This window comes from Aurantimicrobium minutum (assembly GCF_029894165.1).
Taxonomy (GTDB): Bacteria; Actinomycetota; Actinomycetes; order Actinomycetales; family Microbacteriaceae; genus Aurantimicrobium; species Aurantimicrobium minutum_A.
Map to the genome: position 1 here is coordinate 471,538 of NZ_JARXXU010000001.1, position 12,831 is coordinate 484,368.

General features: G+C 58.1%; 16 protein-coding genes. 12 read left to right on the plus strand and 4 right to left on the minus strand.

The genetic code is table 11. The features are described 5' to 3' along the window. Positions 1–46 precede the first annotated feature (46 nt). The 12 genes from ftsH to M2119_RS02525 are packed head-to-tail and all read left to right on the plus strand — an operon-like array spanning position 47 to position 10,580. The gene (gene ftsH, locus M2119_RS02470; protein ID WP_280803387.1) at positions 47–2,083 is read left to right on the plus strand and encodes an ATP-dependent zinc metalloprotease FtsH; all 2,037 of its coding nucleotides are present in this window, start codon (positions 47–49) and stop codon (positions 2,081–2,083) included. A 3-nt stretch (positions 2,084–2,086) separates the two neighbouring features. Beyond that, positions 2,087–2,671, plus strand: a complete 585-nt coding sequence (folE, locus tag M2119_RS02475) for a GTP cyclohydrolase I FolE (RefSeq protein ID WP_280803388.1) — start codon at positions 2,087–2,089, stop codon at positions 2,669–2,671. Beyond that, positions 2,664–3,479: a dihydropteroate synthase gene (gene folP, locus M2119_RS02480; RefSeq protein WP_280803389.1), complete on the plus strand. Its 816-nt coding sequence runs from the start codon at positions 2,664–2,666 to the stop codon at positions 3,477–3,479. Before folE ends, folP begins: the two co-directional genes overlap by 8 nt. Further along, positions 3,472–3,834 (plus strand): dihydroneopterin aldolase, encoded by a 363-nt coding sequence (gene folB / locus M2119_RS02485; RefSeq protein WP_280803390.1) that lies wholly within the window; start codon positions 3,472–3,474, stop codon positions 3,832–3,834. Before folP ends, folB begins: the two co-directional genes overlap by 8 nt. Next, positions 3,834–4,343, plus strand: coding sequence for a 2-amino-4-hydroxy-6-hydroxymethyldihydropteridine diphosphokinase (folK, locus tag M2119_RS02490; protein ID WP_280803391.1), 510 nt, complete (start codon positions 3,834–3,836; stop codon positions 4,341–4,343). Before folB ends, folK begins: the two co-directional genes overlap by 1 nt. Then, positions 4,340–4,813: a DUF3180 domain-containing protein gene (locus tag M2119_RS02495; RefSeq protein ID WP_280803392.1), complete on the plus strand. Its 474-nt coding sequence runs from the start codon at positions 4,340–4,342 to the stop codon at positions 4,811–4,813. Before folK ends, M2119_RS02495 begins: the two co-directional genes overlap by 4 nt. After that, entirely contained in the window at positions 4,797–5,522 is a 726-nt protein-coding gene (locus tag M2119_RS02500; protein WP_280803393.1) for a Rossmann-like and DUF2520 domain-containing protein, read from the plus strand. Before M2119_RS02495 ends, M2119_RS02500 begins: the two co-directional genes overlap by 17 nt. Continuing rightward, positions 5,522–6,391: a pantoate--beta-alanine ligase gene (gene panC / locus M2119_RS02505; RefSeq protein ID WP_280803394.1), complete on the plus strand. Its 870-nt coding sequence runs from the start codon at positions 5,522–5,524 to the stop codon at positions 6,389–6,391. Before M2119_RS02500 ends, panC begins: the two co-directional genes overlap by 1 nt. Next, positions 6,388–7,890, plus strand: a complete 1,503-nt coding sequence (lysS, locus tag M2119_RS02510) for a lysine--tRNA ligase (RefSeq protein WP_280803395.1) — start codon at positions 6,388–6,390, stop codon at positions 7,888–7,890. The genes panC and lysS overlap by 4 nt, the downstream gene beginning before the upstream one ends. Positions 7,891–7,917: 27 nt before the next feature. After that, positions 7,918–8,097: a hypothetical protein gene (locus tag M2119_RS02515; RefSeq protein ID WP_280803396.1), complete on the plus strand. Its 180-nt coding sequence runs from the start codon at positions 7,918–7,920 to the stop codon at positions 8,095–8,097. Beyond that, a complete protein-coding gene (cls, locus tag M2119_RS02520; RefSeq protein WP_280803397.1) occupies positions 8,097–9,557 on the plus strand; it encodes a cardiolipin synthase in 1,461 nt (486 codons plus the stop codon). The genes M2119_RS02515 and cls overlap by 1 nt, the downstream gene beginning before the upstream one ends. Before the next feature lie 12 nt (positions 9,558–9,569). Continuing rightward, positions 9,570–10,580, plus strand: a complete 1,011-nt coding sequence (locus M2119_RS02525; protein WP_280803398.1) for an aldo/keto reductase — start codon at positions 9,570–9,572, stop codon at positions 10,578–10,580. Positions 10,581–10,594: 14 nt separating this feature from the next. Here the strand turns inward: M2119_RS02525 and M2119_RS02530 are convergent, their stop codons facing one another. The 4 genes from M2119_RS02530 to M2119_RS02545 are packed head-to-tail and all read right to left on the minus strand — an operon-like array spanning position 10,595 to position 12,694. After that, positions 10,595–11,077, minus strand: a complete 483-nt coding sequence (locus tag M2119_RS02530) for a YbaK/EbsC family protein (RefSeq protein ID WP_280803399.1) — start codon at positions 11,075–11,077, stop codon at positions 10,595–10,597. Continuing rightward, positions 11,070–11,414 (minus strand): TfoX/Sxy family protein, encoded by a 345-nt coding sequence (locus M2119_RS02535; protein WP_280803400.1) that lies wholly within the window; start codon positions 11,412–11,414, stop codon positions 11,070–11,072. Before M2119_RS02535 ends, M2119_RS02530 begins: the two co-directional genes overlap by 8 nt. Before the next feature lies 1 nt (position 11,415). Continuing rightward, the gene (locus M2119_RS02540) at positions 11,416–11,763 is read right to left on the minus strand and encodes a carboxymuconolactone decarboxylase family protein (protein ID WP_280803401.1); all 348 of its coding nucleotides are present in this window, start codon (positions 11,761–11,763) and stop codon (positions 11,416–11,418) included. Further along, positions 11,756–12,694, minus strand: coding sequence for a pirin family protein (locus tag M2119_RS02545; protein ID WP_280803402.1), 939 nt, complete (start codon positions 12,692–12,694; stop codon positions 11,756–11,758). The genes M2119_RS02540 and M2119_RS02545 overlap by 8 nt, the downstream gene beginning before the upstream one ends. Between the last annotated feature and the right edge of the window lie 137 nt (positions 12,695–12,831).

Below are 12,831 nucleotides of genomic sequence, written 5' to 3' on the forward strand. Positions count from 1 at the left end.
AAACACTCAGCAGACCCTGCTCACAGACCGATACCCTGAGAACACCATGAAATTGAAGAATCTTCTGCGCGGACCCCTGCTCTATATCGTTGTGGCCGTTCTGGCTGTCTGGATTGGCTCCTCGCTGATCTCGATGACCGGTTACCAATCCGTGACGACTGAGGAGGGCCTGGCCTTCCTCAAAGACAACAAGGTCGCCAGCGCAACCATCGTTGACGTTGAGCAGCGTGTAGACCTCAAGCTCACCACCGCAGATGACAAGTACGGCACCGACGTGCAGTTCTTCTATGTCGCTCCCCGTGGTGTGCAGGTTGTCGATGCTGTGAATGCATCCACCCTTGCTGACGGCTTCAATGACGAGGTTCCCAAAGAGAACTGGTTCATGAGCATGCTCGGCATTCTGTTGCCCGTCATCCTCATCGGTGGTTTCTTCTGGTTCATGCTTTCCTCCATGCAAGGTGGTGGCCGTGGTGTGATGCAGTTTGGGAAGTCCAAAGCCAAACTCGTCACCAAGGAAACCCCCACTGTTACTTTTGCTGACGTCGCGGGTGCCAACGAGGCAGTAGAAGAGCTCGCAGAAATTCGTGACTTCCTCAAAGAGCCTGAACGCTTCCTCGCCGTGGGTGCACGCATCCCCAAGGGCGTTCTGCTGTATGGCCCTCCCGGAACCGGTAAGACCCTGCTCGCCCGTGCTGTTGCCGGCGAAGCAGGCGTTCCGTTCTACTCGATCTCAGGTTCTGACTTCGTTGAGATGTTTGTTGGTGTCGGTGCGAGCCGTGTGCGTGACTTGTTCGAACAGGCCAAGCAAAACGCTCCCGCGATTATTTTCATCGATGAAATTGATGCAGTGGGTCGTCACCGTGGTGCTGGTATGGGTGGTGGCCACGACGAACGTGAGCAGACCCTCAACCAGATGCTTGTCGAGATGGACGGCTTCGATGTCAAGGCCAACGTGATTCTCATCGCGGCAACCAACCGTCCCGACATTCTGGACCCCGCTCTGCTTCGCCCAGGCCGTTTCGACCGCCAGATCGGTGTGGACGCTCCCGACATGGAAGGTCGCAAGAAGATTCTTGAGGTTCACGCCAAGGGCAAGCCCATGGCCAAGAACGTGGATCTTGAAGTTGTCGCACGCAAGACCCCCGGTTTCACCGGTGCAGATCTGGCCAACGTGCTCAACGAGGCCGCCCTGCTCACCGCGCGTTCCAACGCGCAGCTGATCGACAACCGCGCTCTTGATGAGTCCATCGACCGCGTGATCGCGGGACCTCAGCGCCGTAGTCGTGTCATGAAAGATCAGGAAAAGCTCATCACCGCTTATCACGAGGGTGGTCACGCTCTCGCTGCCGCAGCGATGAACTTCTCTGACCCTGTCACTAAGGTCACCATCCTTCCCCGCGGCCGTGCCCTCGGCTACACCATGGTTCTTCCTCTGGAAGATAAGTACTCGGTCACCCGTAATGAATTGCTCGACCAGCTCACCTATGCCATGGGTGGCCGCGTTGCCGAAGAAATCGTATTCCACGACCCCACCACTGGTGCGTCGAATGACATCGAGAAAGCCACGAGCATCGCACGCAAGATGGTCACCGAATATGGCATGAGCTCCACCGTGGGTTCGGTCAAGCTTGGTTCTGCTTCGGGTGAAATGTTCCTCGGCCGAGACATGGGTCACCAGCGTGACTATTCCGAGCAGATGGCGGAGCACGTGGATAAGGAAATTCGTTCCCTCATCGACAACGCCCACACCGAAGCGTGGAAAGTCCTCAACGACAACCGTGCTGTGTTGGACCGTCTCGCAACTGAACTGCTCGAGAAGGAAACTCTCGATCACAACCAGCTTGCGGAGATTTTCCAGGACGTGAAGAAGCTTCCTCTGCGCAAGCAGTGGCTCTCCAGTAACGAGCGTCCGGTGTCGAAACTTCCCCCCGTCAAGGTTCCTGCCAAGAAGGCTGAAGTTAAGCCTGCTGTGAAGAAGCCGGTTGCCACGAAGGCCCCCGCGAAAACAGCTGCAGCAAAGCCGGTTGCGAAGAAGCCCGCAGCGACCAAATCTGCACCTCAGAAGCCTTCACCCAAGGCATAAGTTATGACCATCGACCGGGCTCGTATTGAGGCTGCTGTCGTCGAGCTTCTTCACGCCATCGGTGAAGACCCGACCAAAGCAGACTACGCGTCGACCCCGGAACGAGTCGCTCAGGCCTATGAAGAATTCTTCGCCGGTATCGGCGAAGATCCTCTCGAGCACCTGCGGGAAAGTGTTCCCATCGACCAGCTCTCCGATGCTGTCGTGGTCACCGACATCACCGTGCGGTCGATGTGTGAACACCACCTGTTGCCCTTTTTAGGCGTGGCCCACGTGGCCTACCTCCCCGGTAACCGGGTAGTGGGCTTAGGCAAACTACACCGCGTCGTGAACACCTTGTCAGCTCGCCCCCAGATGCAAGAACGACTGACTGAAGAGATCGCGGACACCCTCGTCGACGGGTTGGATCCACGCGGTGTCCTGGTTGTGGTCGAAGCGAAGCACCAGTGTGTGGCAGCTCGTGGCGTGGAACAAACCAATAGCCGCACGATCACTCTTGCCTCTCGGGGAGAACTGGCAGAACCAGCTGCCCGCGCAGAAATCATGACTCTGATTGGAGTCTCCGCCGGGGGTGTGCAGAATGACTGAGCATCGCACGCTCATTATGGGCATCCTCAACGTCACCTCCGATTCCTTTAGTGACGGCGGGCTGTATTTGGAAACGGATGCAGCCGTCAAGCGTGGACTTGAAATGATGGAACAGGGCGCAGACATCATCGACATTGGCGGCGAATCTACCCGTCCCGGTGCCGAGCGCGTCTCAGCTGAGATCGAACAATTGCGGGTCATTCCCGTCATTGGCTCGTTGGTTCGTTCCGGTGCTGTGGTCAGTATCGACACCATGAATGCGGCCACGGCCATCCTTGCCATCGAACACGGTGCCACCTACGTCAACGATGTTTCGGGCGGCCTGGCGGACTTCTTCATGCCAAAAGCCGTTGCGCAGACAGATGCCATCTACATCGCGAGTCACTGGCGCGGACACTCGGTCGAGATGGATAACAAAGCCCTTTACAAAGACGCCCCCACAGACATCACACGTGAACTCAGTGAACGCGTGGACGCGCTTCTGGCTGAAGGCATCACACCCGAGCGCCTGATTCTGGATCCTGGTCTCGGCTTTGCGAAGAACACTGAACACAACTGGCAGATGCTCGGTCGCTTGGATGAACTCCAGGCCCTGGGTTATCCACTCCTCGTCGGTGCCTCTCGCAAACGATTCTTGGCCGCACTCCTGCCCGATGATGCAACCGTGGAAGATCGTGACTCTGCCAGTGTTGCCGTCAGCGTGCTCGCTGCCCAGGCAGGCGCCTGGGCTGTAAGGGTGCACGATGTTGCCCGCACCGTCGGCGCTCTCCGTGTGCTCGAATCGTGGAATAAAGGCGCTCGTGGCTAAGGACAGAATTACTCTCACCGGTCTGCAGGTTCAGGCCCATCATGGGGTCTTCGACTTTGAACGTGAGAACGGTCAGCTGTTCGTTATCGATGTTGTCGCGTGGCTCGACCTTTCCCCGGCAGCGTTGAGTGATGACCTCTCCGCTACCGTCCACTACGGCGAGCTGGCAGAAGAGGTCGTCGCTGCGGTAGCGAAGGATCCCGTTGACCTAATTGAAACCGTGGCCGAACGTGTGGCCCAGGTCGTCCTGGCACATCCTCCCGTTGACCGCGTCGAGGTCACTGTGCACAAACCACAAGCACCCCTCAGCGTCCCCTGTGCGGATGTCGCGGTCACGATCGAGCGGACCCGCTGATGGATGCACAGCGCAGAAATGCCATCATCGCCTTGGGGTCAAACCTTGGCGATCGGGTCGCGACCATCGCACAGGCCGCCAATGAGATCGCGGACCTTGGTGGAACAGTCCTGTTGTCGCTCTCGCCGCTGTATGAATCAGCCGCGGTGAAGCCAGACGGTGTTGACCTGGACGCTCCGGAATATCTCAATGCTGTGGTGTTGGTGAACACTGATCTTCCCCCCGACGCCTTATTGATGGAGCTGGCCGGGATCGAACAGGACCACGGCCGCGAACGGCATGAACGGTGGGGCGATCGCACGCTCGACTTGGACATTGTGTGGATGGATGGGGTCGAACTGACGTCCGACCACCTGACCATCCCACATCCCCGTGCGCATGAGCGCTCCTTCGTCCTCGTGCCCTGGACAGATATTCAGCCCGGTGCAGTGTTACCCGGTCATGGCCCCGTTGCAGAACTGGCAGAACCTGTGCGTCGCGAGCTACGTCGGTTCGAGGTGGTCGTATGAAGCGCACCGGTCCCGCACCTCTGATTGGTCTTTTTCTGGTCGGCGGTGTCGTTGCGTATTTGATGGAACTCATCGTGCAGTCGCGCGGTGGATTTATCTTTGTTCCGCCGATCACTCTGGCCATCACACTGATGATTGTGGCGGTCGTGGCTGTCTTGTTAGCTATTCCTATTCGCCGCAAGGTCACAGGGAAGCGGAAAGAACCTGTTGATCCCTTCTATGCTGCCCGCGTGCTGGCATTGGCGAAAGCCTCCAGCTATGCCGGTGCATTGCTGGTCGGTTTAGGCGCGGGTGTGCTGGTGTATTTGCTCGCCAGGCCCATAGCCCCGGGTGGAGCAATGCTGCTTAACGTTGGTGCTCAGGTCATCTGTGCTGCCATTTTGGTTACTGCTGGATTGATCGCTGAATGGCTCTGTGTGTTGCCTCCCGAAGACACCGACAAGGAGACCGCCGGTGAACCAGCAGCGTGATGGTCGCCTCGGAATTGGCATCATCGGGGCTGGCAAAGTAGGACCCATCCTGGGGGCTGCCCTGGCCGGTGCAGGTCATGCCCTCGTGGGTATTTCTGCCATCTCTGACGAGAGCAAAGAACGCGCCGAAGCGATACTGCCCGGGGTTCCACTGCTGGAGGTTCCCGAGATTGTGGAGCGCAGCGAGCTTGTCCTCATTGCCGTTCCCGATGACGAACTTACTGATCTCATCAACGGACTTGCCGTCGCAGGCGTCTGGCAACCCGGACAGATTGTGCTTCACACTTCAGCGGTCTTTGGTGTGGACGTCTTGAAACCGGCGGTGTTGGCAGGAGTTATTCCTCTGGCGCTGCACCCGGCGATGTCCTTCACCGGAACGAGTATGGATATTGCTCGCCTGGCAGATTCCTACATTGCAGTGACAGCACCGACCCCTGTGCTGCCGATCGGCCAAGCGCTCGCGGTGGAGATGGGCGGAGAGCCCATCGTCATCACCGAAGCTCAGCGACCGCAGTATGCCGAAGCCATCGCCACGGCATCACAGTTTTCGGCAGCCATTGTGGAGCAGGCCTCTAAATTGCTCGGGGACATTGGTATTGAAAACCCGGGTCGGATTGTTGCACCGCTTATTCGCTCTGCCGTGGACAATGCGCTGGGCCAAGCAGGAGACGCATCTCGTCTGGGATTTGTCGGACTCGAGGAAGAGTGATGACCCAGCCCGTCGTACTCCACACCGTCGCAGAGGTGCACGCCCTGCGTGAGCAGCTGCGCACTGACGGCAAGACTCTGGCATGTGTTCCCACCATGGGTGCGCTGCACGAGGGCCATGTGGCTCTGGTCAGCCGGGGTCGTGAGCTCGCCGATGTCGTCATCGTGTCGATCTTTGTTAACCCCCTGCAATTTGGTGTGGGTGAAGACTTTGATCGTTACCCCCGCACGTTAGATGCCGATGTTGCCGCGCTCGCCGGAAAAGCCGAGTATGTCTTTGCTCCCGACGTGGACGAGATGTATCCAGACCGCGTGGGGGGAGCACCTGTACCTCCCCAGCACGCAGGTCCCGTCGGGGAAACCTTCGAGGGAGTGAGTCGTCCCGGACACTTTGACGGCATGCTCACCGTCGTGGCACGCCTGTTCGACATCGTGCAGCCAGACGTTGCGATCTTTGGGCAAAAAGATGCCCAGCAGGTGTTCCTGGTTCGCCAGATGGTGCAGACCCAGCAGCTGCCCCTGCAGCTGGAAATCGTGCCCACCATCCGAGAGCAGGATGGGCTGGCGCTCTCCAGCCGCAATCGCTATCTCAGTGAGGAAGAACGGGCAGCAGCCGTCGCGCTGCCCCATGCACTCTTGGCCGCGGCACGGGAAGCAGAGCAGGGCGGTGCCGCTGCTGTTCGTGAAGCCGGCATCCGCACCCTCGATCACTACCCGCTGGTTAGACTTGAGTATCTCGACCTTGTCGATCCCACCACCTTTCAGAGCGTGAGTGATAACTATCAGGGGCCTGTCACTGTGGTGATAGCCGCGAAAGTTGGAACCACACGCCTGCTGGACACCGAAAACCTTGAGAGACTCCACGCATGAGTGAGAACACTGCACCCGAGCCCGAACTGACCGACGCCGAAGTCAGCGAGCAAAAGGCTGTGCGCCTGGCTAAGCGCGATCGACTCAACGAACTCGGCCTCGAGGCTTACCCCGTCTCTGTCCCCATCACCGACACCATTCCTGCCGTTCGTGAACGCTTTGGCGGCCTGGAAGCAGATGCCACCACTGGTGTGACCGTGGGTCTGGCGGGACGCATTGTGCACCTGCGCAACACCGGCAAGCTCTGCTTTGCGAGCTTGCAGTCCGGCGATGGCAGCCGCATTCAGGCCATGGTTTCTCTGGCTGAAGTAGGCGATGAGAACTTAGACCTGTGGAAAGAACTCGTTGACTTAGGTGACCACGTCTTCGTTTCTGGTGAGGTGATTTCCAGTCGCCGCGGTGAACTCTCCATCATGGTGTCCGAATGGAAGATGGCCTCCAAGGCTGTACTTCCCCTGCCCAACATGCACAACGAGCTCAATGAAGAAACGCGTGTGCGCAACCGCTACCTCGACCTCATTGTGCGCGAACAGGCTCGCAAGACCGTTTTCGCTCGCGCAAAGACCATGGCCTCGCTGCGCGAGACCTTTACACAGCTTGACTTCGTCGAAGTTGAAACCCCCATGCTGCAGGTCATGCACGGCGGCGCTTCGGCACGTCCCTTCGTGACACACTCCAACGCGTTCGATATGGAGCTCTTCCTGCGAATTGCTCCCGAGCTGTATTTGAAGCGTGCCCTGGTCGGCGGTATCGAGCGCGTCTTCGAAATCAACCGCAATTTCCGTAATGAGGGTGCTGATAGCACCCACTCTCCCGAGTTCGCGATGCTCGAAGCCTACGAAGCCTATGGCGACTACACCTCCATTGCCGCGTTGACTCAGAAGCTCATTCAGGACGCAGCACTTTCTGTCTCCGGCAGCCATGTAGTCACCTGGGCAGATGGCACTGACTTTGATCTCGGGGGCGAATGGGACCGCATCTCGATGTATCACTCGTTGTCTGTTGCAGCCGGTGTCGAGATCACTCCGGCAACCTCTGTTGCCGACCTGCAGGCACTAGCCGACAGGGAAGGCGTGGAAGTTCACCTGGCTAACCACGGCAAGCTCGTGGAAGAACTGTGGGAGCACTTCGTCAAGGACGGCCTCACCCGGCCTACCTTCGTGATGGACTTCCCCATTGAAACCAGTCCACTGGTCAAGGAACACCGTTCCATTCCTGGTGTGGTGGAGAAGTGGGACCTTTACGTCCGTGGCTTTGAGCTGGCAACCGGCTATTCCGAACTCAATGACCCCGTGATTCAGCGTGAACGCTTCATGCAACAGGCTGCGCAGGGTGCCAAGGGTGATGTTGAAGCGATGCGCGTGGACGAAGACTTCCTCAAGGCACTCGAGCACGCCATGCCCCCCGCCGGCGGTATGGGTATGGGTATGGACCGCCTCCTCATGGCGATTACAGGCCTAGGTATCCGCGAAACCATTATGTTCCCCCTGGTTAAGTAGTCAGCTACTGCAGGTATCCTGACAAGCATGGACAACTTCTGGCTCAACGCACTCTGGTCGGTCACGCCGACGGTGATCTTGGGACTGTTGTTCTGGCTCATTATTCGGTCGATTCTGCGCTCTGACCGCACCGAACGAGAGACCTATGCACGCCTCGAAGCTGAAGAACGTGCCAAGCGGGGACAGACCAAGGGGGATCAGGTCTAATGCAAAATGATATTAATCTTGCGATCACAATCTTCCTGTTCGCGCTGGACTTCGTTATCCGTGTGGCAGCAATTATTATCGTGCCCCGCAACCGTCGCCCTTCCTCAGCGCTGGGCTGGCTGCTCGCTATTTTCCTCATCCCCTACATCGGTGTGATCCTGTTCCTCCTCATAGGAAGTCCCCGATTGGGGCGCAAGCGTCGTCGTCGCCAGGCCGAGATCAACCAGTTCATTATTGATTCCACGGAGGGCATCGACAAAGTCGCACACAGCGCAAGTTGGCCTGCCTGGCTGGACTCCATTGTCGAACTCAACCGCAACCTGGGCGCCATGCCTTTGGTGGGCGGCAACACCGCGCACATGCAGATCGACTACGAAAAGACAATGCTCGATATCGCGGCAGATATCGACAAGGCCAAGACTTTCGTTCACGTCGAGTTCTACATTCTCTCCTCAGACCCAGTCACCGAACCAGTGTTCAAGGCCATGCAGCATGCCGTTGCACGCGGCGTAGAAGTCCGTGTCTTGTTCGATCACGTAGCCGCGATGCGCACCGTTGGATACAAAGCCACGAAGAAGCGTCTGACCGCGATCGGTGTCGACTGGCACCTCATGCTTCCCTTCCTCCCGTTGCAGGGAAAATATGAACGTCCCGACCTGCGCAACCACCGCAAGCTTGTCATTATCGATGGCGTGGTCGGCTGGATGGGGTCACAGAACCTCATTGACTCGAGCTATCTCAAGAAGTCCAACATCAAGCGCGGTCTGCACTGGAAAGATGCCATGGTGCGTCTGCAGGGTCCTATTGTTGCCGGACTCAACGCGATCTTCATTACAGACTGGTATTCCGAGACCGACGTGCTGCTGACGCGCGAAGCAGAACCCATCGAGGCATTCCACGAGAAGGACACCCTGGACTGCCAGATCGTTCCTTCCGGTCCGGGGTTCGCCTCCGAGAACAACCTGCGTCTCTTCCTGGCGCTGATGTATTCGGCACAAGAGAAGATCATCATCACGTCCCCCTACTTCGTGCCGGATGAGTCGCTGATGTATGCCATCACCTCGGCTTGTCAGCGCGGAGTCCGCGTAGAGCTTTTTGTTTCTGAGATCGGTGACCAAGCCTTGGTTTACCACGCACAGCGTTCCTACTACGAGGCACTTCTGCGTGCAGGTGTGGTCATTTGGCTCTACAAGGCACCGACCATCCTGCACTCCAAACACATGTCTATCGATGATGAAGTTGCGGTGATTGGCTCCTCCAACATGGACATGCGTTCCTTCTCGCTCAACCTCGAGGTTTCCCTCATGGTGCGCGGAGAAAGTTTCGTCCAGCAAATGCGCGAGGTCGAAGAGGCCTACCGCCAAGACTCTCGTGCCCTCACGCTCGACGAGTGGGAGAAGCAGCCACTGCGCTCTACCGTCCTCGATGGCCTGGCACGCCTCACCTCTTCTCTCCAGTAATCAAGGAACCCCATGGCCTACGACGCAGCTTCCACCCGTTACGACATTATGAACTTCCGTCGCAGCGGAAAGTCGGGGCTCAAGCTGCCCGAGATTTCTCTAGGCCTCTGGCACAACTTTGGCGATGAAGGTTCTCTCAAGAACCAGCGCGCGATCCTGCGCCGTGCCTTTGATCTGGGCGTCACCCACTTCGATCTCGCCAACAACTACGGCATCCCCGCAGGTTCTGCCGAGTCCCACTTTGGCGAGGTACTTGCCTCAGATTTCAGCCCCTACCGTGACGAGATGATCATCTCTTCGAAGGCGGGGTATTTCATGTGGGACGGCCCCTACGGCGAATGGGGTTCGAGAAAGTACCTCATCTCCTCGCTGGATCAGAGTCTGAGCCGGATGGGTCTCGACTACGTCGATATCTTCTACTCCCACCGCCCCGATCCCCACACCCCCATCGAAGAAACCATGGGTGCATTGGCTTCTGTCGTGCAGCAGGGCAAGGCCCTCTACGTCGGCATCTCCTCCTACACCCCCGAGCAGACCCTCGCGGCGAAGAAGGAACTCGATCGCCTCGGCGTTCCCCTGCTCATTCACCAGCCTCGTTACTCCCTGTTTGATCGCACCATTGAGCGCTCTGGTCTGCTCTACACCCTCGATGAAATAGGTGCCGGCTGCATCGTGTTCTCGCCCTTGGCGCAGGGGCTGCTCACTGATCGATATCTTCAGGGCGTACCCAAAGATTCACGCGCTGCGGTGGGAAACCACCTCAAAGCCTCGACCATCACGGACACCTACCTCGAGCGTGTCCGCGGCCTGACGGCGATTGCCGAGGCCCGCGGCCAGACGCTCGCACAAATGGCCCTGCTCTGGACCCTGCGCAACCCGGGAGTCACCTCCGCACTCATCGGCGCCTCGAGCGTGACGCAGCTCGAGGATAACCTCGCTGCCATGCACGGACCTGATTTTGAACCAGAAGAACTTGACGCTATCGACGTCTTTGCCGTGCACGGCACCGAGTCTGGAAAATAACCTCAGGTTGAGTCTTACTCGCCGACGTCGGCGGGGGTTCCGCCGGTCATCCGCACGAGTTCACTGAACGTGGTCTGATACACATAGGCCGGATGTCCTCCGGCAGACCAGATGGTCTCATACTGTCCCAGTGCGTTATCGACCACTGTGGGCAGCTGTGTGGCTAATCCCACGGGAGAGACCCCGCCGATCACATACCCCGTTGCGGCACGAACGTCATCCGCGTTGGCTTTGGTGATCTTCTTGCCGCCGAAGGCAGCAGAGACTTTGTCTGTATCTACGCGGTGACCCCCCGAGCTCATCACGAGAACAGGCTCGCCATCGGCGAGAAACACGAGGGAGTTCGCGATCTGCCCCCGGGTAATACCTAAGCCGTCCGCGGCTGCTTGAGCCGTGTGTGCATTGTCATCTAAGCGCACGACGTCACCTTCCGCGCCGTGCTCTGTCAGAGCAGCGCGGAAACGTTGGACAGAGTCGGGGTGGGCAATCTCAGTCATGCGGAGTTTCTCCAGTTAGGGTTTTTTTAGGTTTGCGATCAGGCAAGGCTGCCCATGTCAGATCTAGTAGTTCATGCATCCACTCGGCATCCGAAAACTTCTCCACCGGAATAACAAGGTGTTCCTTAGCGCCAGGATAGGGAGATTCTTTTTCGAGGTGGGGAGCAAAACTATCACCCTGCTCAGTCACCTTGAGTAAAAGGGTGTTGTCGCAGATCACACCGACAAACTTGTCTTCGCAGTAGAGACCGTATTCACCAAACATGGCGCGCACCCGCACATTGCGCGCACCGTATGCATCGAGGACGTCCTTGGTGAACTCTTTCGATGTCGCCACGTTAGTGCTCGTGATCGAGCGCAGCACTCACCTGCAGAGCCATTCGGCCGTGAGTGAAGGCACCTCCTGCGCGCAGTGCAGCTGCGACCCAGGCTGCTTCAGCAATCTCAGCGTCGGTAGCTCCCGCGTCCTTGGCATCCTTGGTGTGGCCTTCAACGCAGAAGGAACACTGCGTCGTGAATGCCACACTCAGTGCCATCAGCTCTCGATACTTCAGCGGAATCGCGCGACCTTCCTTGGCGAACACGGCTCCATCGAAGGCGATGAAGGCTTCGAAGATGTCTGGGGTTTCTTTCTTGTAGGTGCGGCCGTGCTTGCGGTTTTCGGTTCCGTCGTAGAGATTACTCATGGCTTCGGGGCAACTTTCGTAGTCGGAGTTGAACGTGGGGCATTTCAGGGGCAGGAATCGAAGGTCCGGCGTAGTCCACGTGGCCAAAGATTCCGTCAGGGTTGACGCCCTCAATGACATCCTGTTGCCATTGGCGGCGTAATTCAACCACTTCGTCGTGACTGCGAGCAATGAAGTTCCACCACATCACCAGTTCTTCCTCGAACGGGGTGCCACCCAGGAGGAGTAGACGTGTGGGTTCATCCCCAATCACGAAGGTGAGGAAGCCGACTCCTGGGTCGATATAGGCGAGGTGATCTTTCGGGGCCCATTCGCCCTGAATCTCCGCCGCGCCAGTGTCCACCAGTACTCCGTGTTCGAAGCTGGGGTCTACGGGAATGGTGAGCGTTGCACCCGCCGGGGCCAGAATCTCGGCCGCCAGCAGGGGAGTAAAGGTGGTGGGGTTGGCGGTGATGATCCCATTGTCTGTCTGCAGGCTTCCCACATAGACCGTCACCTGGGCGTCCCCGATGGTGGTCCGCGGTGACACGTGGTGCTCAAAGAAAGGCTGGACAGTACGGTCTGCATCAGGAAGCGCAACCCAGAGTTGAACTCCGTGCAGACGGGGGACAGTTCCGGTGGACTCCTCAGAGTGGGATATGCCCGTTCCTGCGGTCATGAGATTGACCTGACCGGGTTTGATGACTTGCACACTGCCCACACTGTCGTGGTGCTCAACTTCACCCTCAAACAAGAGAGTGACCGTTTGCAAGCCGGTGTGAGGATGTGGACCAATGTTCATGCCGCCGGTGAGCTCGACCTCATCGGGCCCAAAGTGGTCAATAAAACACCAAGCCCCGATGGTGGTTCGGGAGCGATTGGGCAATGTGCGCCTCACTGTCATCGCACGCAGGCCACCCAATGGCACGTCGCGGGGAGTGAGGATGCTCATGTCTACAGACTACGTATTTAGACGAACATTTATTCCGTGAAGCATGGTTTGTTCCCCCTCCAGCGAACAAGCACGCCACTACTCACGCCGTGGGCGAACAGGGGCAGTTTTTGCTGGTTGAGAGGGTTACTCTCGAT